Origin of the sequence: Acidaminococcus timonensis, assembly GCF_900106585.1 — a bacterium.
GTDB lineage: Bacteria > Bacillota > Negativicutes > Acidaminococcales > Acidaminococcaceae > Acidaminococcus > Acidaminococcus timonensis.
Map to the genome: position 1 here is coordinate 328,558 of NZ_FNWH01000005.1, position 26,176 is coordinate 354,733.

At 54.8% G+C, this 26,176-nt stretch carries 23 protein-coding genes and 2 other annotated features; of the genes, 9 read left to right on the top strand and 14 right to left on the bottom strand.

Translation table 11 applies throughout. The features are described 5' to 3' along the window. The first annotated feature begins 49 nt into the window (after window positions 1-49). From BQ5462_RS11625 to BQ5462_RS03525, 3 genes are all read left to right on the top strand, one after another. Window positions 50-628, top strand: coding sequence for a helix-turn-helix domain-containing protein (locus tag BQ5462_RS11625; protein ID WP_071141584.1), 579 nt, complete (start codon window positions 50-52; stop codon window positions 626-628). Continuing rightward, window positions 598-1,470: an IS3 family transposase gene (locus BQ5462_RS11630; RefSeq protein ID WP_235819542.1), complete on the top strand. Its 873-nt coding sequence runs from the start codon at window positions 598-600 to the stop codon at window positions 1,468-1,470. The genes BQ5462_RS11625 and BQ5462_RS11630 overlap by 31 nt, the downstream gene beginning before the upstream one ends. 213 nt (window positions 1,471-1,683) lie before the next feature. Further along, window positions 1,684-2,808 carry a 5-methyltetrahydropteroyltriglutamate--homocysteine S-methyltransferase gene (locus tag BQ5462_RS03525; RefSeq protein WP_205407923.1) on the top strand — a complete coding sequence of 375 codons (1,125 nt, stop codon included), beginning with the start codon at window positions 1,684-1,686 and terminating at the stop codon, window positions 2,806-2,808. Between the two features lie 131 nt (window positions 2,809-2,939). Here the strand turns inward: BQ5462_RS03525 and BQ5462_RS03530 are convergent, their stop codons facing one another. The 3 genes from BQ5462_RS03530 to BQ5462_RS03535 all read right to left on the bottom strand — a co-directional run bounded on the left by BQ5462_RS03530 (window position 2,940) and on the right by BQ5462_RS03535 (window position 6,367). Beyond that, window positions 2,940-4,850, bottom strand: a complete 1,911-nt coding sequence (locus tag BQ5462_RS03530; protein ID WP_071142036.1) for a YadA-like family protein — start codon at window positions 4,848-4,850, stop codon at window positions 2,940-2,942. Then, entirely contained in the window at window positions 4,807-4,953 is a 147-nt protein-coding gene (locus BQ5462_RS11020) for an ESPR domain-containing protein (RefSeq protein ID WP_083378055.1), read from the bottom strand. Before BQ5462_RS11020 ends, BQ5462_RS03530 begins: the two co-directional genes overlap by 44 nt. 220 nt (window positions 4,954-5,173) lie before the next feature. Continuing rightward, entirely contained in the window at window positions 5,174-6,367 is a 1,194-nt protein-coding gene (locus BQ5462_RS03535; protein WP_071141821.1) for an ISL3 family transposase, read from the bottom strand. A gap of 266 nt (window positions 6,368-6,633) precedes the next feature. Between BQ5462_RS03535 and BQ5462_RS03540 the strand changes: the two genes are divergently transcribed. Next, complete coding sequence (locus tag BQ5462_RS03540) at window positions 6,634-8,142, top strand: ArnT family glycosyltransferase (RefSeq protein WP_071142037.1); 1,509 nt, start codon at window positions 6,634-6,636, stop codon at window positions 8,140-8,142. Window positions 8,143-8,277: 135 nt separating this feature from the next. On the opposite strand, the gene BQ5462_RS03545 is transcribed toward BQ5462_RS03540, so the two are convergent. Genes BQ5462_RS03545 through ilvB (BQ5462_RS03555) form a run of 3 tightly spaced genes read right to left on the bottom strand, consistent with a single transcriptional unit; the run spans window position 8,278 to window position 11,781 of the window. Beyond that, on the bottom strand, window positions 8,278-9,534 hold the full coding sequence (locus tag BQ5462_RS03545) for an ATP-binding protein (RefSeq protein WP_071142038.1): 1,257 nt from the start codon (window positions 9,532-9,534) through the stop codon (window positions 8,278-8,280). Beyond that, window positions 9,521-10,072, bottom strand: a complete 552-nt coding sequence (ilvN, locus tag BQ5462_RS03550; protein ID WP_071142039.1) for an acetolactate synthase small subunit — start codon at window positions 10,070-10,072, stop codon at window positions 9,521-9,523. The genes BQ5462_RS03545 and ilvN (BQ5462_RS03550) overlap by 14 nt, the downstream gene beginning before the upstream one ends. Then, complete coding sequence (gene ilvB, locus BQ5462_RS03555) at window positions 10,069-11,781, bottom strand: biosynthetic-type acetolactate synthase large subunit (protein WP_071142040.1); 1,713 nt, start codon at window positions 11,779-11,781, stop codon at window positions 10,069-10,071. Before ilvB (BQ5462_RS03555) ends, ilvN (BQ5462_RS03550) begins: the two co-directional genes overlap by 4 nt. Before the next feature lie 135 nt (window positions 11,782-11,916). Then, window positions 11,917-12,152 (bottom strand) — a binding site (T-box leader). Between the two features lie 212 nt (window positions 12,153-12,364). On the opposite strand from ilvB (BQ5462_RS03555), the gene BQ5462_RS03560 reads away from it, so the two are divergent. The 5 genes from BQ5462_RS03560 (at window position 12,365) to ilvN (BQ5462_RS03580) (ending at window position 18,374) form a co-directional block, all read left to right on the top strand. Then, the gene (locus tag BQ5462_RS03560) at window positions 12,365-13,867 is read left to right on the top strand and encodes a sensor histidine kinase (protein WP_071142041.1); all 1,503 of its coding nucleotides are present in this window, start codon (window positions 12,365-12,367) and stop codon (window positions 13,865-13,867) included. Then, window positions 13,845-14,531, top strand: coding sequence for a response regulator transcription factor (locus BQ5462_RS03565; RefSeq protein ID WP_071142042.1), 687 nt, complete (start codon window positions 13,845-13,847; stop codon window positions 14,529-14,531). The genes BQ5462_RS03560 and BQ5462_RS03565 overlap by 23 nt, the downstream gene beginning before the upstream one ends. A 184-nt stretch (window positions 14,532-14,715) precedes the next feature. Then, window positions 14,716-14,956, top strand: a binding site (T-box leader). A gap of 88 nt (window positions 14,957-15,044) precedes the next feature. Then, a complete protein-coding gene (gene ilvC, locus BQ5462_RS03570; protein ID WP_071142043.1) occupies window positions 15,045-16,055 on the top strand; it encodes a ketol-acid reductoisomerase in 1,011 nt (336 codons plus the stop codon). Between the two features lie 121 nt (window positions 16,056-16,176). Continuing rightward, the gene (ilvB, locus tag BQ5462_RS03575; RefSeq protein ID WP_071142044.1) at window positions 16,177-17,874 is read left to right on the top strand and encodes a biosynthetic-type acetolactate synthase large subunit; all 1,698 of its coding nucleotides are present in this window, start codon (window positions 16,177-16,179) and stop codon (window positions 17,872-17,874) included. Further along, window positions 17,871-18,374, top strand: coding sequence for an acetolactate synthase small subunit (gene ilvN / locus BQ5462_RS03580; protein WP_071142045.1), 504 nt, complete (start codon window positions 17,871-17,873; stop codon window positions 18,372-18,374). Before ilvB (BQ5462_RS03575) ends, ilvN (BQ5462_RS03580) begins: the two co-directional genes overlap by 4 nt. An 86-nt stretch (window positions 18,375-18,460) precedes the next feature. On the opposite strand, the gene BQ5462_RS11635 is transcribed toward ilvN (BQ5462_RS03580), so the two are convergent. The 8 genes from BQ5462_RS11635 to BQ5462_RS03620 all read right to left on the bottom strand — a co-directional run bounded on the left by BQ5462_RS11635 (window position 18,461) and on the right by BQ5462_RS03620 (window position 26,154). Then, the gene (locus tag BQ5462_RS11635; RefSeq protein WP_143037990.1) at window positions 18,461-19,336 is read right to left on the bottom strand and encodes an IS3 family transposase; all 876 of its coding nucleotides are present in this window, start codon (window positions 19,334-19,336) and stop codon (window positions 18,461-18,463) included. Continuing rightward, window positions 19,303-19,881 (bottom strand): helix-turn-helix domain-containing protein, encoded by a 579-nt coding sequence (locus tag BQ5462_RS11640; protein WP_071141584.1) that lies wholly within the window; start codon window positions 19,879-19,881, stop codon window positions 19,303-19,305. The genes BQ5462_RS11635 and BQ5462_RS11640 overlap by 34 nt, the downstream gene beginning before the upstream one ends. A 166-nt stretch (window positions 19,882-20,047) precedes the next feature. Beyond that, window positions 20,048-20,842, bottom strand: coding sequence for an MBL fold metallo-hydrolase (locus BQ5462_RS03595; RefSeq protein WP_071142046.1), 795 nt, complete (start codon window positions 20,840-20,842; stop codon window positions 20,048-20,050). A 108-nt stretch (window positions 20,843-20,950) separates the two neighbouring features. Continuing rightward, window positions 20,951-21,520: a DNA-3-methyladenine glycosylase I gene (locus tag BQ5462_RS03600; protein WP_071142047.1), complete on the bottom strand. Its 570-nt coding sequence runs from the start codon at window positions 21,518-21,520 to the stop codon at window positions 20,951-20,953. 80 nt (window positions 21,521-21,600) lie between these two features. Next, window positions 21,601-22,674, bottom strand: a complete 1,074-nt coding sequence (gene leuB / locus BQ5462_RS03605; RefSeq protein WP_071142048.1) for a 3-isopropylmalate dehydrogenase — start codon at window positions 22,672-22,674, stop codon at window positions 21,601-21,603. After that, window positions 22,674-23,156: a 3-isopropylmalate dehydratase small subunit gene (locus BQ5462_RS03610; protein WP_071142049.1), complete on the bottom strand. Its 483-nt coding sequence runs from the start codon at window positions 23,154-23,156 to the stop codon at window positions 22,674-22,676. Before BQ5462_RS03610 ends, leuB begins: the two co-directional genes overlap by 1 nt. Then, on the bottom strand, window positions 23,153-24,418 hold the full coding sequence (leuC, locus tag BQ5462_RS03615; RefSeq protein WP_071142050.1) for a 3-isopropylmalate dehydratase large subunit: 1,266 nt from the start codon (window positions 24,416-24,418) through the stop codon (window positions 23,153-23,155). The genes BQ5462_RS03610 and leuC overlap by 4 nt, the downstream gene beginning before the upstream one ends. Window positions 24,419-24,738: 320 nt before the next feature. Continuing rightward, complete coding sequence (locus tag BQ5462_RS03620) at window positions 24,739-26,154, bottom strand: WG repeat-containing protein (protein WP_071142051.1); 1,416 nt, start codon at window positions 26,152-26,154, stop codon at window positions 24,739-24,741. Between the last annotated feature and the right edge of the window lie 22 nt (window positions 26,155-26,176).

Consider the following 26,176-nt stretch of genomic DNA (forward strand, 5'->3'; position numbering starts at 1 on the left):
ACCCCCAATTGTTAGACCAAAAATCTAACAATTGGGGGTTAGTTTTTTTATGGCAAGACACAGCTATGAATTTAAGAAAAAAATAGTACTGGAATACTTGAACAGTGACAAAGGGTGTATTTCTATTTCACGTAAATATGGGATGGCAAGTAGCAGCCAGCTGCTAAAGTGGGCTGCTGCTTACAAGGCATTTGGAGATAATGGTCTGAAGAGATCTCGCTCTCAAAAAATATACTCTTTCAAAGAAAAACTTTCTGTGGTAGAGTCTTACTTAACAAATGAAATCTCATATCAGGAATTGGCAATTCGTGTAGGAATCAACAATCCGTCATTGATTTCCAGATGGGTCAATGAATTTAAAATTGCGGGGCCGGATGCGTTACGGTCACATAAAAAAGGTAGGAAAAAGACTTTGAGCCAATCAAAACCCAAAAAAACAGATACCCAGGTTCAACAACCGATGGTCAACATCAGTGTGGAACATGTCCAGGAGTTAGAGAATGAAAACCTTAAACTCCGAATAGAGAATGCTTTTTTAAAAGAACTGAGGAGACTGCGTTTAGAGGACGAAGCAAAAATGAGAGAGTTGCGAAAATCATCTCCAGTCTCCGAGGATCATTCAAGTTGAAAGACATTCTCTCCTATACGCAAATGCCCAAAGCAACCTATATGTACTGGCAGAAACGGTTTGACCGCGAGAATCCAGACCAGGAAGTAGAGGAGAAAATACAGGAAATCCGCAGCCAGCATAAAGATTATGGATACCGTCGCATGACCGGTGAGCTAAAGAACCAAGGGATTTGCGTGAACAAGAAGAAAGTTCAACGTATCATGCAGAAACTGAGCCTTCAGGTAACATCTTTTACCCGGAAGAGCCGTAAATACAGCTCCTATAAGGGTAAGGTAGGAACCATTGCTCCAAATAGGATACATCGTCGTTTTGAGACGAATATCCCTCACCAGAAGATTACGACCGACACTTCAGAATTCAAATACTATGAAGCAGATTCACAGGGACATTTGACTCTGCGCAAGCTTTATCTGGATCCTTTCCTGGACATGTTCAATAATGAAATCATCAGCTATGGAATAGCCAAATATCCTTCGGCTAACAGCATACTGGAAGCTCAAGCCAAAGCAATCAAAATTACTGCTGATTGTCCGTATCGAAGAACATTTCACTCCGATCAGGGCTGGGCATACCAAATGAAATTCTATACCAAAAGACTAAAAAACGAACGAATTTTTCAGAGCATGTCTCGAAAAGGCAACTGTCATGATAACGCTGTAATGGAAAACTTCTTCGGCTTACTGAAGCAGGAAATATATTACGGAGTGACCTACTACAGCTACAAAGAATTAAAAGGCGCTATCGAACGATACATCAAATACTATAACGAGCAAAGAATCAAGGAAAAACTGGGCTGGAAAAGTCCTGTTCAATACAGGCTTTCCTTGCAGGCAGCATAAAAAAGTAACGAGACGGTAAAAACCATCTCGTTACTAAGGTCTAACTTTTTGGGGTCACATCACACCGCAACTGCGGTGCTCTCTTTTTGTTATGCGTTCAAGCTATGGCTATCGCTACTTTTTCGGTATTAGCCCAATCCCTACCTTTATGGTATCCTAAGGCCATACTTTTTCAAAAGACCTCTGAAATACCCATTGAAAGGAATGAATATCATGACTGTAAAAAATAGACCCCCCTTCCGCTATGATATCGTTGGCAGCTTCCTGCGTCCGGCTGCCCTGAAAGAAAAACGGGACGAATTCGCTGCCGGCAAGATCACGGCCGATGAACTAAAGGCCGCTGAAGATGCCGCCATCGCCGACCTGGTGGCCAAAGAAAAAGAAGTGGGCCTCCACGCCGTCACCGACGGGGAATTCCGCCGCCGCTACTGGCACCTGGACTTTTTGACCGAACTGCAGGGCGTCACGGAGATCTCTGCCGAAAACTGGTCCGTCCACTTCAAAGGCGCCCAGCCCAAGGCTCGCACCGCCAGGATCACCGGCCTGGTGGATTTCGGCAGCCACCCGTTCCTGGACCATTTCAAGGCCCTGCAGAAAATCGCCTGCAAGGACACCCTGGTGAAGATGACCATCCCCTCCCCCAGCATGCTGCACCTGATCTGCTGCGTCCGGGAAAAGCACTATGAACCCATTCCCCAGTACCAGGACCAGAACCGGCTGTTCCACGACATCGCCATCGCCTACCAGCACGCCATCAAGGCTTTCTACGCCGCCGGCTGCCGGTACCTGCAGCTGGATGACACCAGCTGGGGTGAATTCTGCGACGCCGATAAACGGAAGGCCTACGCAGAACGGGGCTTCGACCTGGACGAACTGGCCAAGCACTATGTAGCCATGATCAACCGGGCCCTAGAAGCCAAACCCGATGACATGACCATCACCATGCACATCTGCCGGGGCAACTTCCGCTCCACCTGGTTCTCCAGCGGCGGTTACGAGCCGATAGCCGAGACCCTGTTCGGCCACTGTAACGTGGACGGATTTTTCCTGGAATACGACAGCGACCGGGCCGGCGGTTTCGAACCCCTGCGCCACATCAAAAACCAGCAGGTGGTGCTGGGCCTGGTGACTTCCAAGACCCCGGAACTGGAAAAAGAAGAAGACATCATCGCCCGGATCCACGAAGCCGAAAAGTATGTGCCCCTGGACCAGCTGTGCCTGAGCCCCCAGTGCGGGTTCTCCTCCACCGAGGAAGGCAACCTGCTGACGGAAAAAGAACAGTGGGCCAAGCTCCGGCTGATCCGTTCCATCGCAGAAAAGGTCTGGGAAGATGCATAAAAAAGGGGGTGTGAACAATGCTTTTTCACACCCCGTCACTAGTCACTAGTCTCTAGTCACTAGCCGATGGAAGCCAGCTGACGCTAGCGAAATAAAGGCGCTGTGAATGATTTTTCACAGCGCCTTTTTCCTTACCGTCCTTTGGCTGTCAGCTGATCGATCAGGGCACTCTGGCGGCTGACGATGGCTTTCAGTTCATCCACATTGCTGCGCAGGAGGCTGATTTCTTTGGCCATGGCCACCCGGGAAGTGGTCACATGGTTCCCCTGGCCCAGTTTGAAGGTCACTCCGGCGTTCACCATATTTTCTCCTCCGCCGAAGGAGCCGCCCACACTGAACATCATATCTTCCGTCGGCCGGTAGTAGGCTCCGATGGCTACCGCATGGGCACCGGCATAATTTCCGTACCCGGCGGCGAAGTCCCATTTGTCATCGGGGTCAAAATCCAGTGGCTGGAGAGCTGCCAGTGCGGCTGCTCCGGCTCCCACCCGGTTCACCCGAGCGTCCAGCTTGTTCAGGGAATTCCCCAGCTGGGTGATGTTCTGCCGGTTCTCCTGGACCATCTGGTTGGTGGCGTGGAGCTGGCTGCCGTTCACGGCATCCATGGAAGTGGCCGACACTTCTCCCGGTGCCAGTCCGGTAATGGACAACCCCTTCATATCCATGCCCTTTCCATTCAACACCGGACCCTTTTCCCCGATGCTCACGCTGTCTACCCGGATATCCTTGTCCAGATGGATATGGATATTACCCACGGTTTGGCCATTGTCATTTGTAGTAGAGCTGGAAGCCGTATGGATATTGTCCCCGCCCAGTACATTGACAGTCCCTCCGTCGTTGAGCCGGGCCGTATTCCCATCATCCGTGGCAAACTCCACTTCATTGGACACATAGCCTACATGGACCGGTCCGCCGTCCTCCACTTCCGGCTGTTCTGCCGCCACCCGCCGGGGAGCCGGTCTGGGGACTGGATGAGGCTGATCGGGAGACGCATCCGGCTGCTCCCGATTATCAGGGAATTCTTCCGGATTGGACAGGATGTGTACCGTTCCGTGTTCGTTGCTCAATCCGTTCAGATTGGCCTTAATCGTGTACTCCGTTCCCATTTTTTCCACAATGATCCCTTCACCGGCATGGATGGAGATCCGGGCATCGCTCATGGCTTCCTTCAGCTGGGCCACGTTCACAGCGTCCGTATCTTCCGTCCCGGCGGCCAGGTTGATGATCTGCCGTGTCCGCTGGGGAATCGTCCGGCCATCTTCATCCTGGGAAGGTCCGGCCCCTACAGAAACTGCCCCCCAGGAGGACTGCCAGGCAGGAGAAACGTCCTGCATCTGGCCATACACCGGATGGTATCCCTGCCAGCCTGCTTCCCGGTCAGCCACGGAACTCATACCCAGCGCCACGGATCCCGGAGCAGAAGCGCTGCTCAAGAACCCTGCCGCCGTACCACCTTCTCCCGTGACCTGGCTGGCAGCCCCTACGGCCGTGCCCCGAAGGCCAGATTCGCTGGCATAACCCAGGGAAGTGGCAAATTTTTCAGTGGCTTTGCTGAAACCACCCAGGGCGGTGGAAGCCACTCCGGAAGATTCAGAATAGGCCCCTACGGCCGTGGAATGATCCCCGGCCGTTCCGCCTTCGCCCATGCCATTGGCCATGATGCCGATGCTGGTGCTGATTTCTCCTTTGCTCTTGGCCTGCTGGCCCAGGGCCACGGCCCCTTGGGCGGTGGCTTCGGAATAGCTTCCCACAGCCGTGGTATACATGCCTCTGGCAAGGGTCTGTTCCCCGATGGCGATGGCATTGGTCCCATTGGCTTCCCCCTGGCTTCCCGTACCGATGGCAATGGCGTCCAGCCCAATGGCCCGGGAGCCGCTCCCGATGGCCAGCGCCCGTTCTCCCTCTGCGTAGGCATCATTGCCCAGGGCCGTAGCCCCCATGGTTCCATCCGCATGAGCCCCGGCGCCGACGGCCAGGGAATCGGTCCCGACAGCGCCGTCATTGAAGTAATTCTTGTCCCGATTGCCATTTTCCGGCTTCACACTGAAATAATGGATGGCAGCCGGAGCAGGCGGAAATCAGTTCCGATCCCACCATCCAGCTGTTTCTTGCCTTGTTCCATACAACCTTGAAAATTCTGTTCATACAGGCCACCTCCTGGCTTCTATCCTTCTTTCTTTTCCTGTGGAAGATGGTATTGTTCGCGGAATTTTCTGTTAATTTTGAGTTGTTTCCTTTCTCCTTTCTTTTCTTCTGTTGGGTTTTATTGATTATAGCATGAATTGAGGTTCTTTGTCAAATGTTGGGGTAAGCTCCAATTCATCTACCACACACGGACGTGAGCGATTTTTGCTCACGTCTGTTTTTATTTTAATTTCACCATCGAAAGCAGTAAAATCCGAGAACGGAATCGTTCAAAGTTGCGAAAACCAAATGCTACTCTCTTTAACACCTTAATCTTATTGTTCATTCCTTCCGTAAAACCATTCGAATACGCTTGACTCAATCCTTCCAAAATCTCTGTCTTCCAATCAGTGAACGTCTTTATAACACTCTTGAATTCTTCAACCCCACTTTCTTCGACTAATGATAACCAACGAGATAAGAATGAAGCAACAGCAGACCGTTCTTTCATAGAAAACACCTTAAAGAATGCCTCTTTTAAGGCATAGGCTCTCTGTAATTCTGAAGACTGCTTCAAGATTTCCCGAAGGCTGGCCAGTTCTTCTTCTGTCAGACGATCACCCCTCTTGTTCAAGATATGTTTGTTTCTCTTGAAATAAATTCTTTTTTCGTCGAATAACTTTTGTACATTTTTCCTAACCCGTTCAAGCGCCCAAATGACCAGTCTCTGTATGTGGAATCGGTCACCAATAATTGTTGCACCAGGAAACATCGCTCTGATGACCTTGCGGAAAAGTGACGAAAGGTCCATTACGACAAATTTTACTTTCAATCGCTCTGCTCTTGAAAATTGGCTAAAATAACGAATCAATTCCAGCGCTGTCCTCTTTGGCAAAATATCGAGAGTTTCATGACGCTGAGGGTCATTCACAGCGACCTGGTATCTTTGCCCATGAGCGTTCCCACGAAATTCGTCTAAAGAAAGAACTTCAGGCAGATGGAGAGGCCTTTTAAAAGTAAGTCCATCAAAATACCGGATTACGGTGGAAACAGAGACACCATGGCTTCTGGCAATAGCTTTAAAGCTCGCCAGTTCAGAACAGGCTTGGATGATGCTGTTCTTTACATCGTTAGAACGCCGCTGGTAATGCTCGACGCCAGGAATTTTTTCATAAAATGTCTTATGGCAGCAAGGGCAAAAAAATCTTCTTTTATGAACAATAGCAGAAACAGGATGGGTGTTCCAGTGCCCTAAGAGGACTTTTTGGTCCCGATAGTCCTTAATATGAAGAATTTTATGATGACAGTAGGGGCAACGAGAAGCTGTAGAAGTGAATTCCACGTAAAGGAGGAGGCTGGATCCCAATTTTTCAAATTCTTTTATGGAACCCTCTTCCCAATGGAAGCTTTTTTCGATAAAATGAAAGAAAGACATATCTATTCTCCTTTCAGTTCTTCGTGGTGGTTGAGGTGAAATGTAGCTTAGATATGTCTTTATTTTATCGTAAGACAAGGGGTCTTGTGAACAGGAGTGTCCACAAGACCCCAACATTTATTATAGAACCTGAATTGACACCTGTTCGCACTGTACTTTAGTACAGGTTTCCATAGAAAATTTTTAATCATTTCTTCCATTCTGTTTATTCTTTCTTTAAGGTTCTTCCTTATACTGGTGACAACTGAAACAGGGGAGGATGGAAGATGGAATACTGGGAAAATGACCGCAGTCCGCTGCTGAAATTCTATCACCGGCACTGGCCCGCCTTTCTGTTGGGCCTGCTGAGCCTGCTGCTGTTCTTTTCCGCCAACGGACAGCTTCTGATCACGGACCCGGTGGAATCCAACTATGCCCTGACTGCCGGAGAAATGCTGGCTTCCGGGGACTGGCTGTCACCCCGGATCTACGGAAACTACTGGTATGACAAACCCTGGCTGTTCTACGGAGAGCTGTTGGCAGCCTTCCGGCTCTTCGGGGAAACACCCTTTGCAGCCCGTTTCTTTCCCGCGGTCTTCGGCACCATCGGAGTCCTCCAGACCTACTGGTTTGCCCAGAAACTGTATAATCGCAAAACTGGTTTCCTCAGCGGCCTCATCATGGCCACCACAGTGGAATATTTCTACCTGGCCAAGGCTGTCATCACCGACATGACGCTTTTTGTCGTCATGGACGGTGCCCTGATGCTGTTCTATGTGGCCAGGACCGGGCAGCGGCCCCGGCTCTATTACGGAGCCTATCTCCTGGCGGGTCTCGCCATCCTGACCAAAGGGCCCATCGGCCTGGTGCTCCCCGGTCTGATCATCCTGGCGTATCTGCTGGGCAACCGGGACAGCCATACCCTGTTCCACATGAAGCTGTGCCGGGGCCTCCTTCTTTCCCTGTCCATCGCCGCCCTGTGGTATGGTCCCATGGTACAGCTCCACGGCAGTGCCTTCCTGGAAGGGTTCATCGGAGTCCACAACATCCTCCGGGCCACCGTATCCGAACATCCCCGGAACAATACCTGGTGGTACTATTTCCTGATTTTCCTCATCGGCTGTTTTCCCTGGAGCCTGAGCCTGCCCTGGCTCTGGAAAAAATACGGAAAAACCCTGCGGATCCGTTTCCACCGCCATATTTTCTGGCAGAGTCTGGATGACCGCCAGCGGTTTCTCTTCCTGTGGGTTGCTGTGACCTGGTTCTTCTTTGAATGTATGGCCACCAAATACCCCACCTACACCTTTCCCTGTCTGCCGCCTCTTGCCATGGGGCTGGCTGCCAGCCTGGACACCCTCCAGGCGGAATACTGGGCCAAACGGCTGGCCGCCGGGCTGGCCCTGGTCTTCCTGGTCCTGGCCCACACCGTGGCCGTGCCTCTGTGCCGCCAGGCCTCTGCCTGGGACGTGGCCCAGCTCGTCAAGGTATACCGTCTCCCTTCTGTGCCGGTCTATGTCTACGGAGGCCGTTACCCCGTTTCCTTTACCTGGTACAGCGGCATCCCCGCTCCCCGCCTGGTGACCCGGGAACGGCTGGCGGAAATGCGGCCGGATGGGATCAGCTGGAATGCCAAGAACATGATGCCCTTCCAGGCCATAGAAGATCTGCCCCAAGAGGGCCATATGCTGGTCCTGGTGGATGGAAGCAGCCAGAAGGAATTCCTCAGGACCCTGCCGGGCCACTGGCATAAGGTGGGGGAAGGAGGCCGCTGGGCCGTATGGGCACGAAAGGGCTGAAAGAGAAAAGGGGGGTGTGAAAAATGCTTTTTCACACCCCGTCACTAGTCACTAGTCTCTAGTCACTAGCCGATGGAAGCCAGCTCACGCTAGCGAAATAAAGGCGCTGTGGATGATTTTTTCACAGCGCCTTTTTCAGTGGTTTCCCAGGTACCACTGGACGAATTGTTTGGCGATACGGCCGTTGCGGCCGGAATGTTCCATTTCCCAGCGCACGCCCAGAACCCGCAGTTCCTCCGGCGGCAGCTTCACGCCCTCTTTCTGCAGCTCGTGGTCGATGATGGCCAGGTATTCCTGCTGGGTGGGCGCCCCGAAATGGAGGATCAGACCGAACCGGTCCGACAGCGAGATGGACTCGTTGTCCGCATCTTCCCGGTACACCTCTGCCTCCGGCTCATCGCTGCGTTCCGCCCAGGTTTCCTTCAACAGATGGCGCCGGTTGCTTGTGGCACACAGCAGCACATTGTCCGGCTGCGGAGCGGCGCCTCCGTCAATGGCACTTTTCAGGTATTTGTACTCCTTTTCATTTTCATCAAAGGACAGGTCGTCAAAAAAGAACAGGAATCGGTGGCTGCGGATCTTCCCTGCCCGTTCCATGGCCCGGGCCAGCAAATGCAGCTCATCCCGCCTGATCTGTACCAGACGCAGTCCCTGGGCACTGAACAACGGGATCAGGGCTTTGATGGACGTGGATTTCCCGGTGCCCCGGCTGCCGGTGGAAAGCACATTATTGCATCCCCGGCCGGCCATGAACTGCCGGGTATTGGCCAGCAGCTGTTCCTTCTGGTCCTGGTACCCCAGGATGTCGTCCCAGGCGTAATGGGGAAAGTCCGGGATCCCCTGGAACCGTCCCTTCCGATCCAGGCAGAAGGCTTCATACCGGGCCAGTTCGCCCCGGCCGTACCGCTGGTAATGCTGCAGCAGCAGCTCTGCCTGCTGGGCGGCACTGGTAGCTGCGGCAAGTTGTTTCCCCAGCCGCTCTTCCAGGGGATCCTTCCGGACCCGGGCCGGCTGGTAAACCTCATACAGACGGTCCCCGAACACCTGGCCGGCAGTCAGGGTGAAAAAGGGCTGCACCTGTTCCAGATCCCGCACCAGAGCCGCCTTGATGCCGCTGCCGGCCTGGCCCTGTTCTTCCACCACTTCTCCGGCCAGATTGTTTCCTTCAGCCAGCAGATGGAGAAAATATCCCTGCCACAGGTCACCGGAAAGTCCCAGGGTTTCTGCCTGTTCCAGCATGGCCTCCCTGGCCCGGGCCAGATGGTGCTCATGTTCCGGATGTTTCTCCGCCCGGCTCAGCTCCTGCAGCACCGGATCCTTCCGGAGACTGCGCAGGACGGTGAGATGGGCAAAGACCCGATAGCTCGGTTCCCGGTTTTCATTCTGATTCATGATTTTCTCCTTTCGGGACCTCCTGCTCTGCCAGCAGATCCCCTTTTACGGTCTTCGGTCCCCGTCCCAGGGCAATCTGCCCGGTGGTGGCGATTTCCAGGATCTGATATTGCTTCAGCATCTGTTCCAGGGCCTGGATGTGATCCGTTCCACCGGTCAGCCGCAGAATCAGAGATTCAGGATACACGTCCACCACCTTGGCGTGGAACAGGTTGGCCAGATTGGTCAGTTCCTCCCGCAGCTGGGGCGTGGGCGCACTGACCTTGACCAGGGTAAGCTCATAACTGACCAGGGGTGCATCATCCAGATTGACCACCTTCACCACGTCGATGAGCTGGCTCAGCTGGTGCAGGGCCTGGTCCAGCTGAAAACGGCTTTCCACACCCACCACCAGGTTGATCCGGCTGATTTCCGGGATTTCCGTATACCCCACATTCAGGCATTCGATGTTGATGTTCCGGCGGGCGATCAGCCCTGCCACATGGGACAGGACTCCCGGCCGGTTATTGACCAAAAGGGCGATATGCTGCCATTTCATGGTTGTCCTCCTTCCGTCTCCTCAGGACCCAGGATCATCTGATCCAGGCCTTTGCTCCCCGGCACCACCGGATACACCCGTTCATCCTCCGGAATGGTCACCTCCAGAAGGGCTGAATCCTCCGTCCCGAACAGGAACTCCAGGCCCTCTGCCAGTTCTTCCGGTTTGTCAATGCTCCGGGAAGGGATGCCCATGGCTTGGGCGATGCCCGCCATGGATGGCTTGTGGATGAGCTTCGTCTGGGAATACCGGCCGCCCCGGAACAGGCCCTGGAGCTGGCGCACCATACCCAGCTGGCCGTTGCGCAAGACCAGGGTCTTCACATGGATCCCGTAGGTGGGCAGGGTGGTGAATTCCTGGCAGTTCATCAGGATGCTGCCGTCCCCGGTAATGAGCAGGACCGTTTTGTCCGGTTCACCCACTTTGGCCCCCAGGGCTGCCGGCAGGCCGAAGCCCATGGTGCCCAGGCCCCCGGAGGTCAGGAAATGACGGGGCCGATCCGTCGGAAAGAACTGGGCCGCCCACATCTGGTGCTGCCCTACATCCGTGACCACAATGGTATCCTTCGGGGCCTGTCGGGCGGCTTCCTTCAACACCGCTTCCGGCGAAATGCCACCGCTGCAGCAATGGGCCGAAAAAGGCACTTCTTTTTTCATTTCTTCTGCCTGTTCCCGCCAGGGCGCAACACTTTCCCGACACTGGGCCGCCCAGGGTTCTGTCAGTTTCCGCAGCAGGGGCAGGGACTCCTGCAGATTCCCTGGTACGGCCACCTGTACCGGGATGATCTTATTGATTTCCCCCGGTTCCACATTGAAGTGGACAATCCGGGCCGCCGGAGCGAACAGGCTGGCCTTGGCCGTGGACCGTTCATCGAAGCGCACCCCGAAAGCCAGCAGCAGGTCACAGCCGGCCACCGCCCGGTTGGCCGCATAGCTGCCGTGCATGCCCAGCATCCCCAGATTGTGGGGCAGACTGTCAGGGACAGCCCCCTTGCCCATCAACGTGGTCACCACCGGGATGCCGGTTTCTTCCGCCAATCGGGTCAGCTCCGGTGCCGTCTCGGACAGGATCACGCCCCCTCCGGCCATGATCACCGGCCGATGGGCCCGGCACAGGGCTTCTGCCGCCCGCTCCACATCACGATAGCGGGGATGGAGGCCACCCTGGTAGCCCAGCATATGGACGGTTTCCGGGTATTTGAAATCCAGTCTGGCATCGAACACATCGGTGACGATATCGATGAGTACCGGTCCCGGTCGCCCGGTACGGGCAATGTAGAACGCTTCTTTCAGTACCTGGGGCAGGTTCTCCACCCGCCGCACCAGATAATTGTATTTGGTGATGGAGGTGGTGATGCCCGCCGTATCCGCCTCCTGGAAGGCGTCCTGGCCAATCAGGGAGGTGGCCACCTGGCCGCTGATGATCACCAGCGGAATGGAATCCATATGAGCCGTGGCAATGCCCGTGACCATATTACAGACCCCCGGACCACTGGTGGCAATGCATACACCCACCTTGCCCGTAGCCCGGGCATAGCCGTCGGCGGCATGGATGGCCCCCTGTTCATGGCCGGTAAGGATGTGGGGGAATTTCGTTTTGTAGATGGCATCGTACAGCCCCAGGACAGCACCTCCAGGGTACCCAAAGACCACAGGGATCTGTTCGGCCTTCAAACATGCAAGGATGGCTTCTGCGCCGGTCATTTCCATTCAGGGACCTCCTTCTTTTTCCTGTCTCTGTCCAAACTCGCTCCTTTTCAACGGTACTCCGGTATCTGAGCCCCTTCCTTTTCAAACGGATCCTGGTATCGGGATCCCGGTTTTGGACAAAAAAAACCGCCCCACAAAAGGGACGGAAAATCCGCGGTACCACCCTGTTTCCCCGGAAGGCTCCCGGGGCACTTCACTACGTACAACCATACGCGTTTCCGATAACGGGGAATACCGTCCAGGCCTACTGGAACCCTGTTCAGCCTGTCTCCTCCGGGACCAGTTTCGTACAGTGCCTCTTCATGGCTTGCACCCTCCGCCACGTCTCTGCATAGATTTCCTGGACTACTCTTTCCCTTCATGGGCGTATGCTGTGAAATTGTGAATTAGAGGTATTTTATCCTGTCAATGGACACTTGTCAATGATTTTTCCCGTATATTTATAAAATTCGTTTAACAGGTAAATATTTGTAAACAATTAAACACCTGTTTCCAATTTTACAGGAAACCTGCCCAAATAATGATATAATAAAACCATTGAAAAGAAAGGAGTGCCCTGGATCCTGCAGGGCAATGTGGAACCATGCGCTGGAAAGATCTTCCCATTCGGAAACGGCTGCTGGCGGCCAATTATCTGATGATCCTGACGCCCATTCTCTGCTTTATGCTGCTCAGTGTGGGGATTTTCTGGATCTTCGGCATGGAAAACATGAACCGCAGCAGCGTCCTTTCCTTTATCTGGCCGGAAAGTGGCCCCACTCTGTCCATCCAGTTCGAGCTGACCCGTCTCCGGGTCCGGGCCGACCACTACAATCCCAAAAAGCCCCGCCCCCTGCTGCTGGTCAGTGACCACCTGGAGGATCAGGGACTGCGGGTCATGCTGGCCCGGAACGGCGTCCCTTTCTATGTGACAGAAAACCAGGATCCGGAAGAAATCAGGAGGACCGCAGAGGCGGAGACTCCGGAAGGCCGGGGCGCCATCAGCTGGGGAGGAAGAGGGATCGCCTTCCGGTACCGCTCTCTCCGGACCGGTGTAGAAGTCTATGTGGCCGGGGCTGATCCTCTGGTAGAAAGAGATGATACATTCTCCATGCATTCCAAGGAACTGTTCAAGGGCAGCTTCATCGGTGCTTTCCTGCTGGTCCTGCTGGTGGCGGCCCTGGCCGGCCTGGCGCTATCCCGGATCATGGCCACCCAGCTGCTGAAGCCCCTGGGAAAGCTGCGCCGGGTGGCCACCCAGGTCAGCCGGGGAGACCTGGATACCCCAGTAAGAGCCGACAGCCGGGACGAAATCGGCGATACCCTGCGGGCCTTCGAAAAAGCCCGTACGGAATTGAAAGCGGCCCGGGAACGGCGGATCCAGTATGATCAGAGCCGAAAGGAACTGCTGGCCGGGATCGCCCATGACCTGGCCACGCCCCTCACCAAGATCCAGGGCTATGCCTCCGGGATCAAGGATGGCATTGCCGATACTCCGGAAAAACGGCAGCGCTACCTGGACAAGATCCTGGAAACTGTTGAAAGCATGGCCAGACTGGACCAGACCCTGTTCCTGTTTTCCAAGCTGGACCTGGATCAGGTCCCTTTCCATTGGGAAACCGTGGATCTGTGCCAGTACGTGGCCGATTATGTGGAAGAACAGCAGGATCACTGGAATCGGAATGGACTTTCCGTCACGTTCCACAGCGACCTGCCCCGGGCCTGTATCCAGCTGGACCGGGACCAGTTCGCCCGGATCCTGGAAAATCTGCTGAGCAACAGCTGGAAATACCGGAGAAGCCACACAGGTTCTGTCGTCCTGAGCCTTGCTCCAGGCCGTCCCGGCTTTGTGGAACTGCGTTGCAGTGACGATGGCCAGGGGGTAGCCCCTGCCCAGCTGGACAAGATCTTCGAAAGTTTCTACCGCACTGACCGGGCCCGCAGCCATGTAGCCGCCGGCAGCGGATTGGGACTGGCTGTGGTCCGGAAAATCGTAGAAACCATGGACGGAACCATCCGGGCGCTCCCCAATGAGCCCCAGGGACTGATCATTGCCATGGAATTCCCATGGAAGGAGAATATGGATGCAAAAAATCTTGATCATTGAAGACGATATGGATATCGCAGAACTGGAGCGGGATTATCTGGAAGCCAACGGGTTTTCTGTGGAAATCGTCGGCGACGGTTCCCTGGGCGAAAAACGGGCCCTGGAGGCTGATGTGGATCTGATCCTGCTGGACATCATGCTGCCCGGCATAGATGGTTTCCAGGTATGCCGAAAAGTGCGGGAGGCACGGAACATCCCCATCCTGCTGGTCTCCGCCAGGCAGGAGGACGTGGACAAGATCCGGGGGCTGGGCCTGGGAGCTGATGACTACATCGTAAAGCCCTTCAGTCCCAGCGAACTGGTGGCCCGGGTCAAAGCCCACCTGCAGCGGTACCTGCAGCTGACCGGCAAGAAGGATGCACCCCATGTGTTCCAGCGGGGCGCTCTGACCATCGACAGGGATGGGCACCGGGTCTTCCTGGACGGGCGGGAAGTGCCCATGCCCAACAAGGAATTTGCTCTGCTGCTGTTCCTGGCGGAAAATCCCGGTGTGGTCTTCAGCAAAGAAACCCTGTTTGAACGGATCTGGGGTGAAACTTCCCTGGGAGATACAGCGACAGTTTCCGTCCACATCAACCGGATCCGGGAAAAAATCGAACCGTCCACCACCAGGCCCACCTATATCGAGACCGTATGGGGCGTAGGCTACCGGTTTAAAAAATAAAAGATTTTTCCTCACCGGCCCTGGATTTTCTATCCTCCGGAGGCCATTGTTCAAATCAGTTATTCAAAATGTAACACTTTCTTGCTTATGTATTGCGATTTGAAAATATGATTCAAAATTTTGTTGACAAAGGTTCTTGTACAATGTATACTTACCTCATCCTTTTCAAGCCCAAATGAATAAGGCAAATCCCATGAAGGGAACGAGTATTCTACCTCCGTTTCTTCCAGAGAGCTGGCGGCCGGTGCGAGCCAGCAGGAACAGGCAGAAGAAAATCCTCCCCCAGGAGCCTGCTGAAACCCCAGTAAGCATGGACGGTTTTCCCCCGTTAGTGGGAACGCGTATGATTGTACGTAGCAGAGTGCTTTGTGCCAGCAATGGCCAGAGAACCAGGGTGGTATCGCGGAACTGTTTCCGTCCCTATTTTTACAGTAGGGACGGATTTTTTTATACGATCAACCCCCCTCTGCCACGGCCCCCATTTTATTTCTATTTTCAAAGGAGATGTTTCCCATGGCAAAAGTATTTTATGACAAAGACGTTAACTGGAGCGTACTGAAGGACAAGACCGTTGCCGTCATCGGTTATGGCAGCCAGGGTCATGCCCATGCCCTGAACCTGAAAGAAAGCGGCGTGAAAGTAGTCGTCGGCCTGTACAAAGGCAGCCATTCCGCCGATACAGCCCGTGCCGCCGGCCTGGAGGTAAAAACCGTTGCTGAAGCAGTAGCGGCTGCTGATGTGACCATGGTCCTGATCCCCGATGAAAAGCAGGCCGATGTGTACAAAACCGAAATCGCTCCCAACCTGAAAAGCGGCAGTGCCCTGGCTTTTGCCCATGGGTTCAATGTCCATTTCAAACAGATCGTCCCGCCGGCTGATGTGGACGTATTCATGGTAGCCCCCAAGGGACCGGGCCATCTGGTCCGCCGGACTTTCGTGGAAGGCGGCGGTGTACCTGATGTATTCGCAGTGGAACAGGATGCCACGGGCAAGTGCTTCGATCTGGCCCTGGCCTATGCCAGAGGCATTGGCGGCACCCGTGCCGGTGTGATCCAGACCACCTTCCAGGAAGAAACAGAGACCGACCTGTTCGGTGAACAGGCTGTCCTGTGCGGCGGCATCTGCCAGCTGATCACCAACGGATTCGAAACCCTGTGCGAAGCCGGCTACCAGCCTGAAATCGCCTATTTCGAAACCTTCCATGAAATGAAACTGATCGTGGACCTGATGTACGAAGGCGGTATGGCCAAAATGCGGAAATCCATCTCCGATACGGCTGAATACGGTGACTACACTGCCGGCCCGAAAGTGGTGACCCAGGATTCCAAGGCGGCCATGAAACAGGTCCTGAAGGACATCCAGGACGGTACCTTCGCCAAAGACTGGCTGCTGGAAAACCGTGCAGGCGGCCGTGCCCACTTCCTGGCCATGCGCCGTCAGCACGCCGAACACCCCATCGAAAAAGTGGGCGAAAAACTGCGCAGCATGATGCCCTGGCTGCATGAAAACGACAAGAACGAGTAAGCAGGCGGGAGCAGTCACTAGTCTCTAGTCACTAGTCTACAGCCAAAGGAAGGCAATCCTGCGGGATTGCCTTTCTACTTAATGAATCCAACCAACAACCATCATTCACAAAGGAGGAACCATGAAGATCACCGGTGCAGAAGCCGTCATTGAAAGTTTACGAAAGGAACAGGTCCAGGTCGTCTTCGGATACCCTGGAGGAGCCGTACTGAGCCTGTACGATGCTCTGTACCGGATGAAGTTCCCCCATATCCTCACCGGCCACGAACAGGGTGCCGTCCATGCGGCGGACGGATATGCCCGGGCCACCGGCAGGGTGGGCGTCTGTTTTGCCACCAGCGGCCCCGGTGTCTGCAACATGGTCACCGGCATCGCCACGGCCAACATCGACTCCATCCCTCTGGTGGTGATCAGCGGCCAGGTGGCCACCCACCTGATTGGACGGGATTCTTTCCAGGAAGCGGATATTTCCGGGATCACCACCCCCATCACCAAGCACAATTACCTGGTGAAAGACGTGCAGGACCTGCCCCGGGTGCTGAAGGAGGCCTTCTACATCGCCCGCAGCGGCCGGCCGGGACCGGTACTGGTGGATGTGGCCAAAGATGTGTTTGACACATCCTTCGACTATGTCTATCCGGAAGCCGTCTCTCTGCGGGGCTACCAGCCCCTGGAAAAAGGTCGGGAGGAGGAAGTGGAAGTGGCCCTGGAGGCCCTGCGGGAAGCCAAACGGCCCCTGCTCATGGTAGGTGGCGGTGTGGTCCTGTCGGGCACTACGGAGCCCCTGCGCCAGCTGGTGAAAGCCACCCACACCCCGGTGGTCTACACCCTGATGGGCAAGGGCGCCGTACCGGACACCTGGGAGGAGAATCTGGGCATGGCCGGCATGCATGGTACCTGGACGGCCAATATGGCCATCACCCGATGCGATCTGCTGCTGGCCGTGGGAGCCCGGTTCGATGACCGGGTCACCGGATCGGTGGAGAATTTTGCCCCCAAAGCAAAGATCGTCCATTTCGACATCGACCAGGTGGAGATCAACAAGATCGTCCACGCGGATCTCAGCGTGAATGGTGATTTGCGCTGGTCCCTGCCCTCCTTCTGGCAGAAGCTGGAAGCAGCCCCCATCCCGGCGGTGCAGACCGTCTCCTGGCGGCAGGAACTGCAGGAACTGAAAGCCGGTCACCCGGCAGGCACCCGTCCCTCTTCGGAACGGGGCCTGTCACCCCAGGTGGTGCTGGAAGCCCTGGCCCGGAAAGCCGGCTCCGATTCCATTGTGGCTACGGATGTGGGCCAGCACCAGATGTGGGCAGCCCAGTTCTATCCAGTGGACCAGCCCCGCCATTTCATTTCCTCCGGCGGTCTGGGGACCATGGGCTACGGCCTGCCCGCTGCCCTGGGTGCCAAAGTGGGACAACCGGGACGGCCGGTGGTCCTGGTCACCGGAGATGGCAGCATCATGATGAACTGCCAGGAATTTGCCACCCTGCACAAATACGGTATCGCCGTAAAGACGGTGGTGCTGCGGAACAACACCCTGGGGATGGTGCACCAGTGGCAGGGCATGTTCTACCATGGCCATTTTGCAGAATCCGACCTGACCGCCACGCCCTCCATCGCCGGTATTGCCCGTTCCATGGGCGTTCCCGGCTGGACCGTGGAGAAAGAAAGCCAGCTGGCAGAGGCCCTGGACCGGCTGTTTGCCCAGCAGGGACCGGCTCTGCTGGAAGTGACCATCCCGCCGGATGAAAACGTGTATCCCATGGTACCCGGCGGTAAGAAACTGGATGAAATGGTAACGGGAGGCGACAAGCAATGATCCGACAGCATCTGGCCATCCTGGCCGACAACAAACCCGGCGTGCTGACCCATGTGGCCGGACTCATCAGCCGCCGTGCCATCAACATCGAGTTCATCAACGCCGGCTATACGGAAGAACCGGACGTAACCCGGATCAACATCGTCGTTTCCGTGGAAGACCGGTATGAGCTGGACCAGGCCATCAAACAGCTGGCCAAGCTCATCGATGTGATCAAGGTGGTGAACCTGGACGACGCTCCCTTTGTGAGCTATGAACTGGCCATGATCAAGGTCAGCGCCCCCACACCCCAGGTGCGGGAGGAACTGACGAACCTGGCCGACCTGTTCCACGCCAAGGTGGTGGACGTACAGAAAAAATCCCTGGTACTCCGCCTCACCGGCCGGGAGGATCACATCGATGCCCTCCTGGAAGTGCTGGAGGACTACCAGATCATCGAAATCGCCCGTACCGGGCAGATTTCCCTCTCCCGCGGGCTGATTCCAGTAAAAAAAATGTAATAAAAAAGAGAGCTGTGAACGATTTGATGTGACCCCAAAAAGTTAGACCTTAGTAACGAGATGGTTTTTACCGTCTCGTTACTTTTTTATGCTGCCTGCAAGGAAAGCCTGTATTGAACAGGACTTTTCCAGCCCAGTTTTTCCTTGATTCTTTGCTCGTTATAGTATTTGATGTATCGTTCGATAGCGCCTTTTAATTCTTTGTAGCTGTAGTAGGTCACTCCGTAATATATTTCCTGCTTCAGTAAGCCGAAGAAGTTTTCCATTACAGCGTTATCATGACAGTTGCCTTTTCGAGACATGCTCTGAAAAATTCGTTCGTTTTTTAGTCTTTTGGTATAGAATTTCATTTGGTATGCCCAGCCCTGATCGGAGTGAAATGTTCTTCGATACGGACAATCAGCAGTAATTTTGATTGCTTTGGCTTGAGCTTCCAGTATGCTGTTAGCCGAAGGATATTTGGCTATTCCATAGCTGATGATTTCATTATTGAACATGTCCAGGAAAGGATCCAGATAAAGCTTGCGCAGAGTCAAATGTCCCTGTGAATCTGCTTCATAGTATTTGAATTCTGAAGTGTCGGTCGTAATCTTCTGGTGAGGGATATTCGTCTCAAAACGACGATGTATCCTATTTGGAGCAATGGTTCCTACCTTACCCTTATAGGAGCTGTATTTACGGCTCTTCCGGGTAAAAGATGTTACCTGAAGGCTCAGTTTCTGCATGATACGTTGAACTTTCTTCTTGTTCACGCAAATCCCTTGGTTCTTTAGCTCACCGGTCATGCGACGGTATCCATAATCTTTATGCTGGCTGCGGATTTCCTGTATTTTCTCCTCTACTTCCTGGTCTGGATTCTCGCGGTCAAACCGTTTCTGCCAGTACATATAGGTTGCTTTGGGCATTTGCGTATAGGAGAGAATGTCTTTCAACTTGAATGATCCTCGGAGACTGGAGATGATTTTCGCAACTCTCTCATTTTTGCTTCGTCCTCTAAACGCAGTCTCCTCAGTTCTTTTAAAAAAGCATTCTCTATTCGGAGTTTAAGGTTTTCATTCTCTAACTCCTGGACATGTTCCACACTGATGTTGACCATCGGTTGTTGAACCTGGGTATCTGTTTTTTTGGGTTTTGATTGGCTCAAAGTCTTTTTCCTACCTTTTTTATGTGACCGTAACGCATCCGGCCCCGCAATTTTAAATTCATTGACCCATCTGGAAATCAATGACGGATTGTTGATTCCTACACGAATTGCCAATTCCTGATATGAGATTTCATTTGTTAAGTAAGACTCTACCACAGAAAGTTTTTCTTTGAAAGAGTATATTTTTTGAGAGCGAGATCTCTTCAGACCATTATCTCCAAATGCCTTGTAAGCAGCAGCCCACTTTAGCAGCTGGCTGCTACTTGCCATCCCATATTTACGTGAAATAGAAATACACCCTTTGTCACTGTTCAAGTATTCCAGTACTATTTTTTTCTTAAATTCATAGCTGTGTCTTGCCATAAAAAAACTAACCCCCAATTGTTAGATTTTTGGTCTAACAATTGGGGGTCAGCTCAATTTTTTCACAGCTCTCTTTTTTGCCAGCGTAAGCTGGCTTCCATCAGCTAGTGACTATTTGACTAGTGACTAGTGACGGGTGTGTGAAAAAGTATTTTTCACGCCCCTTTTAGAAATGGATCGTCTGGCCGTCCCTGGGCATGATATAGCTGGTGACGCCCCGGTTGGTCAATCTGCCCCGCATCTCATGACGGGTGATGCAGGCCGCTGCATCGTTGTCCATATGGGTCACGTACACCACGGCATCGGGCAGGTTCCGGGATACGCTCTCGATGTCCTCGTCATCCATGGAAAGCCGGCCGCATCCCAGCAGCGCAGCTGCGCAACCATTCACCATCACCACCCGGGGCTTGAAATCCTGGAGTACCTGTCGTACCCCCTCGTACCAGATGGTATCTCCGGCCACATACAGCGCCTTTTCTCCTTCTTTCAGGAGCACCACTCCCATGGCATCCCCGGTGGGGATGATCTTTCCGTGGCAGGTGGCCGTCTTCACCAGGGTGATCTCCCCCAGCTCGGTGCCTTCCTCCGACACCACCCGCACATCTGCAAAGCCGGATTTCCGCAGGAGCGCTGCATCCGTCTCGTTCTGTACCAGGGCCGGGATCTTCTTATCCAGCAAAGCGCCCACCGTGCCATCCGCGGCCCGATCGATGTGGTCCGGAGCCAGGCTGGTGAACAGATAATAATCCACATGCTCCAGGATCGTCCCGATGGGGTCCGGAAGGGGATAAAAGGGCATGGGAAGCTGCATTTTCACCGGATCAGGGGTCTTATAGGGCTGGCCGGAAATATCCCCCAGGGTCCCCAAGGCCCCCTTTTCTCCCAGATAGGGATCCAGAAGGAACGTTGTATCTCCATAAACGATTTTATTGGTACCATTGCGAATCTGTTGGATCTGCATTGTATGACCTCCTTTTCTGCCTTTTATTATACTCCCAGATTGGGCAGGGGACGCCCAGCAAAAAGAATCCTTCCCCGGCCTCCAGGACCCTTCTCCCAGGGGCTGCTGCTAGCGGCTTCCCCGATACTTGAAGCAGCCGGGCTCGTGGCTGTCCACCACCCCCACAGCCTGCAGGTAGGAATAGACCACCGTGGTGCCCACGAACTTCATCCCCAGTTTCTTCCATGCTTTGGACAGGTTGTCGGACAGGTCCGAATGGGTCCGGCCGTCGTGTTCCTGCAGGGTCTTCCCTTCTGTAAAATGCCACAGATACCTGTCGAAGCTGCCCCATTGCCCTGCCAGTTCCAGGAAGATCCGGGCATTGGTCACGGCCGCCCTGATCTTCAGTTTGTTCCGGATGATCCCGGGATCCTGGCGCAGGGCCTCCAGTTTCCTTTCCTCATAAGCAGCGATCTTCACCGGGTCGAAACCATCGAAGGCATTCCGGAAGGCCTCCCGCTTATTCAGTACACATTCCCAGGAAAGCCCGGCCTGGAAGGTTTCCAGCAGCAGCATTTCAAACAGCTTCCGGTCCGTATGGACCGGTACGCCCCATTCTTCGTCATGGTACCGGATGTACCGTTCATTTTTCGGATTGGCCCAGAAGCATCGCTGCTTCCCGTCAGCCCATTTTGTCATTCTTTTACTCCTTATTCAAAAAATCGCCGATGGCGATTTTTCACCATCGGCTAGAGACTAGTGACTCGAGACTAGTGGCTTTATTGAGTTACCGCTTCCGCCACCTTATGGCCCATTTCGGAGGTACTGATCACCGTCAGTCCTTCGCCGGCCAGCTCCGGTGTCCGGTAGCCCTGTTTCATCACTTCATCCACTGCCGCTTCAATGGCTTTGGCAGCCGCTTCCTGTTTCAGGGAATACCGCAGCAGCATGGCCGCTGACAGGATGGTCCCCAGCGGGTTGGCAATGCCCTTGCCGGCAATGTCCGGCGCACTGCCATGGATGGGTTCGTACAGCCCGGTTCCATCGCCCAGGCTGGCAGAAGGCAGCAGCCCGATGCTGCCGGCAATGGTGGAAGCCTCATCCGACAGGATATCCCCGAAAATGTTGTTGGTCAGGATCACATCGAACTGTTTGGGATCCAGCACCAGCTGCATGGCACAATTGTCCACATAATAGTGGTTCAGTTCCACATCCGGATACTTCTCATCATGGATTTCCGTGACGATTTTCCGCCACATCCGGGAAGAACCCAGGACATTGGCTTTATCCACGCTGGTCACCTTGCCCCGGCGCAAACGGGCCGCTTCAAAGGCCTTGACAGCAATCCGTTCCACTTCAGGACGGGTGTATTTTTCAATGTCCGAAGCCGTTTCCACCCCATCCACCAAAGCGGCTTCCTTGTGTTCTCCGAAGTAGATCCCGCCGGTCAGTTCCCGGACAATCACCAGATCGGCGCCTTCTGCCCGTTCCGTCTTCAGCGGAGACAGATGGGCCATGTAGGGACGCACCTGCACCGGCCGCAGGTTGCAGTACAGCCCCAGGGCCTTGCGGATGCCCAGCAGCCCCTTTTCCGGCCGCTTGGTCACATCTTCGATGTGATCCCATTTGGGACCGCCTACCGCGCCCAACAGCACACCGTCCGCCGCCCTGGCACTGGCAATGGTCTCTTCCGGCAGCGGCGTTCCGAACTTGTCATAGGCACAGCCTCCCATGAGTTTGTGGTCATAGGAAATGTCCAGGCCAAACACATCGGCCGTTTTTTTCATGACTTCAAGGGCGGCATCGGTGATCTCAGGACCGATGCCATCCCCGGCCAATACGGTAACTTTCATCAGGCATGCTCTCCTTTCACATAGTTGATCAGCCCGCCGGCTTCCTGGATTTTCCGGACAAAGGCCGGCAGCGGATGGGTCTTGATGGTGATGCCTTTATTCACCACATGGATCTCCCCTTTGTCCAGATCCACATCCACCGTATCCCCGGCCTGGATCTTTTTGGCATCGTCACCCACTTCCAGCACCGGCAGCCCGATGTTGATGGCATTCCGATAGAAGATCCGGGCAAAGCTTTCGGCAATGATGCACTGGATGCCCTTTTCCTGGATGACAATGGGAGCATGCTCCCGGGAGGAGCCGCAGCCGAAGTTCCGGCCGGCCACGATGATGTCCCCGGGCTTTACGTTGGGGGCAAAGGTGGTGTCGATATCTTCCATGGCATGTTCGCTCAATTCTTTGAAATCGGAGATGTTCAGGTAGCGGGCAGGGATGATCACATCCGTGTCCACATGGTCTCCGTAACGCCAAACCTTACTCATTTCATTACCTCCCTGGGATCCGTGATATGGCCGGTCACTGCACTGGCCGCTGCCGTCAGCGGGCTGGCCAGATACACTTCGCTGTCTACGTGGCCCATCCGGCCTCTGAAGTTCCGGTTGGTGGTGGAAACGCACCGTTCACCGGCTGCCAGGATGCCCATATAGCCGCCCAGACAGGGTCCGCAGGTGGGCGTGGATACGGCGGCACCGGCGTTGATGAAGATGTCCAGCAGGCCGTTATCCATGGCCCGTTTGTAAATTTCCTGGGTAGCCGGGATGATGATGCAGCGCACCCGGTCGTTGACTTTCCGGCCCTTCAGGATGCGGGCTGCCGAAACCAGATCTTCGTACCGGCCGTTGGTGCAGGAACCGATGACCACCTGGTCGATGGCAATGTCCCTGCCTTCTGCGGCAGGATGGGTGTTTTCCGGAAGATGGGGATAGGCCACCGTCGGCTCCAGCTGATCCAGGGCGATGGTGATGGTGCGAGCATAGACCGCATCTTCATCTGCTTCCACGGCTTCCCATTTCCGGGTGACGCCCCGTTCTTTCAGATATTCCCGGGTCTTGTCATCCACCGGGAAGATCCCGTTCTTGCCGCCGGCTTCAATGGCCATGTTGCAGATGGTGAACCGGTCCGCCATGGACAGTTCTCCCACCCCGTCCCCAAAGAATTCCAGGGACTGATACAGGGCCCCATCCACTCCGATCATGCCGATCAGGGTCAGGATCACGTCCTTACCGGAAATGTAGTCCGGTTTCTTGCCGGTGAGTACCACTTTGATGGCCCGTGGGACCTTGAACCAGGTCTGTCCGCTGGCCATGGCAGCCCCCAGGTCCGTCTGGCCCACCCCGGTGGAGAAGGCGTTCACGGCACCATAGGTGCAGGTGTGGGAATCGGCCCCGATGACCAGCTCGCCCGGTGCCACCAGGCCGCTGTCAGGGACCAGGGCATGTTCGATGCCCATCCGTCCCACTTCAAAATAGTTGGTGATATGGTGTTTCCGGGCAAAATCCCGCATGTGTTTGCACAGGGTGGCCGATTTGATATCCTTGGGAGGAGAGAAATGATCCGGCACCAAAGCAATCTTATCCTTGTTGAACACAGGACGGCCGATTTTATCGAATTCATCGATGGCAGGAGGCCCGGTAATATCATTGGCCAGGGTCAGATCCACCTGGGAAACCAGCAGTTCCCCTTCTTCCACTTCCGGCCGGCCGGCATGGCGGGCCAGGATTTTTTGCGTTCTTGTCATTCCCATTTGTATGACTTCCTTTCTTGTGCACCAAAAAGCCCCTACCTGCTGCAAAGCAGATAGGGGCGAACGAGCGCTGTACCACCCTATGTTGGGTCTCATTCAGCCTAACGCGCTGTGGACGGCAGAAGTTACTGGATTTCGCCTCTGCAGCTCCCGGGCCAGAGGAATCGTCATCGCTTACTGGCTCGCACCCAACGCCAGCTCTCTGGAAGTTCATACGATTCCATTCCCGTTCATTGCCTGTGTTTGTTTGAAATGGTATGGTTTACATTATACATCATTGGCAACGGGTGTCAATAGTTTTTTGTAGTCAAACATGAACTTTAATCGAACAATCCGGCATTATCATATTGTGCAGGGATGACAACCTGGGCATTTCCATCAATATATCCCCATTTTTTAGTACGGCTGTCCTTGAAAGCAGCCCTGTCCGCCGTGAGAGGCCCCAGTTGCTGCAGTTCTTCCCGGAAGGGAGCCACGGCCCTGCCGGATCTGTCGATGACACCACCCTTGCCCTTTTCCATGGCCGTAGTCCGGTCTTCCAGGAAAGACTGGACGCTTTCGAACCGGTTGGCGATCACCACCTGGTTGGACGGGTCGATGAAGCCCCATTTCTTGTCAGAGGCAAAGGGAGCCAGTCCCCGGCTGAAGGGCAGCAGGGCATCGTAGGCAGCCGGGATCACGATCCGGCCTTTTTCATCCAGCATGCCCCAGTGGCCTTCATCCCGGAACAGGGCATATTTGCCGTAGAAGGGAGACACGTAGCTGTAATTGGGCGGAATCACTTCCTGCCCCTTCTTGTCCACATAGCCCCGGTACAGGTTGGAAGGCATGGCCATGGCCGGTGAGACGCTGATGCCGCCACCCCAGCCCCAGCCGTGGTGATGGTGATGATGGTACCCATAGCCCACATCACCCCAATAGGGACCCCAGCCGGGACCGATGCCCCAGTAGGGACCGCCCCAGCCCCAGCCGTCTCCCCAGCCCAGGCCGATGGAGAGATAATCCAGGAAGCTGTGGCTGGCCCGGCGGACACCCACTTCGGCCAGGCCGTTATCCTGGAAGTCGCCTACGTAGGCATACTTCTTCAGTTTGGCATACCGCCTGCCCGTGGTATCCATGAGCCAGCCGCCGTCCACCACGGCCACGCCCTGGTGGAAATCCCCGGCTTTTCTGGCACTGACACTGGGCAGCACGGTGCCGTCCCTGCGGATGTAGAACCACTGTTTGCCGGTTTTGACCGCAGCCAGCCCTTCGCTGAAGCCATGGACTTCCTTGTACTGGGGCTGGATCACCACTTTTCCGGTGGTATCGGCAAAGCCCCATTTGCCCTTCAGCTTGACAGGCGCCATTCCCTCGCTGAAAGCCTGGACCCCTTCATAGTCCCCGGGCAGCTTCTCCCCCTTCAGATTGTAAAAGCTCCAGGTCCTGCCGGCCTGCCCCCCCAGATATCCGGTGCCTCCGTCGGTGACTTTCTTCAGGGTGGGCGGCAGCAGCACCCTGCCGTCCCGGTCCATCAGACCGTATTTGCCCTTCTCCTGGACAAGGATCACCGGGTCCTCCTTAGGGTCCCCCAGGACCACTTTTTTATAATGCAGGGGCAGGATTTCCTTTCCTGCCGTATCGATGACCCCCTGTTTGCCGGATTTTTCCACCACGGCCAGATGGTCGGCCGCCAGGGCTGTCTGCCCCAGAGCCAGGCACAGTCCCAGCACAACAGCCAATTTACCATATGTCATCCAGAACACCTCCATCCATTTG

Bases quoted from the DNA above. Each gene is read 5' to 3' on its own strand.
- BQ5462_RS03595 (WP_071142046.1), bottom strand. From the start codon at position 20,842: ATGCAGATCCAACAGATTCGCAATGGTACCAATAAAATCGTTTATGGA.
- BQ5462_RS11640 (WP_071141584.1), bottom strand. From the start codon at position 19,881: ATGGCAAGACACAGCTATGAATTTAAGAAAAAAATAGTACTGGAATAC.
- BQ5462_RS03525 (WP_205407923.1), top strand. From the start codon at position 1,684: ATGACTGTAAAAAATAGACCCCCCTTCCGCTATGATATCGTTGGCAGC.
- BQ5462_RS03545 (WP_071142038.1), bottom strand. From the start codon at position 9,534: ATGAATCAGAATGAAAACCGGGAACCGAGCTATCGGGTCTTTGCCCAT.
- BQ5462_RS03540 (WP_071142037.1), top strand. From the start codon at position 6,634: ATGGAATACTGGGAAAATGACCGCAGTCCGCTGCTGAAATTCTATCAC.
- BQ5462_RS03600 (WP_071142047.1), bottom strand. From the start codon at position 21,520: ATGACAAAATGGGCTGACGGGAAGCAGCGATGCTTCTGGGCCAATCCG.
- ilvN (WP_071142039.1), bottom strand. From the start codon at position 10,072: ATGAAATGGCAGCATATCGCCCTTTTGGTCAATAACCGGCCGGGAGTC.
- leuC (WP_071142050.1), bottom strand. From the start codon at position 24,418: ATGGGAATGACAAGAACGCAAAAAATCCTGGCCCGCCATGCCGGCCGG.
- BQ5462_RS03560 (WP_071142041.1), top strand. From the start codon at position 12,365: ATGCGCTGGAAAGATCTTCCCATTCGGAAACGGCTGCTGGCGGCCAAT.
- leuB (WP_071142048.1), bottom strand. From the start codon at position 22,674: ATGAAAGTTACCGTATTGGCCGGGGATGGCATCGGTCCTGAGATCACC.
- BQ5462_RS03535 (WP_071141821.1), bottom strand. From the start codon at position 6,367: ATGTCTTTCTTTCATTTTATCGAAAAAAGCTTCCATTGGGAAGAGGGT.
- BQ5462_RS03565 (WP_071142042.1), top strand. From the start codon at position 13,845: ATGCAAAAAATCTTGATCATTGAAGACGATATGGATATCGCAGAACTG.
- ilvC (WP_071142043.1), top strand. From the start codon at position 15,045: ATGGCAAAAGTATTTTATGACAAAGACGTTAACTGGAGCGTACTGAAG.
- ilvN (WP_071142045.1), top strand. From the start codon at position 17,871: ATGATCCGACAGCATCTGGCCATCCTGGCCGACAACAAACCCGGCGTG.
- BQ5462_RS03610 (WP_071142049.1), bottom strand. From the start codon at position 23,156: ATGAGTAAGGTTTGGCGTTACGGAGACCATGTGGACACGGATGTGATC.
- BQ5462_RS11625 (WP_071141584.1), top strand. From the start codon at position 50: ATGGCAAGACACAGCTATGAATTTAAGAAAAAAATAGTACTGGAATAC.
- BQ5462_RS03620 (WP_071142051.1), bottom strand. From the start codon at position 26,154: ATGACATATGGTAAATTGGCTGTTGTGCTGGGACTGTGCCTGGCTCTG.
- ilvB (WP_071142040.1), bottom strand. From the start codon at position 11,781: ATGGAAATGACCGGCGCAGAAGCCATCCTTGCATGTTTGAAGGCCGAA.
- ilvB (WP_071142044.1), top strand. From the start codon at position 16,177: ATGAAGATCACCGGTGCAGAAGCCGTCATTGAAAGTTTACGAAAGGAA.
- BQ5462_RS11020 (WP_083378055.1), bottom strand. From the start codon at position 4,953: ATGAACAGAATTTTCAAGGTTGTATGGAACAAGGCAAGAAACAGCTGG.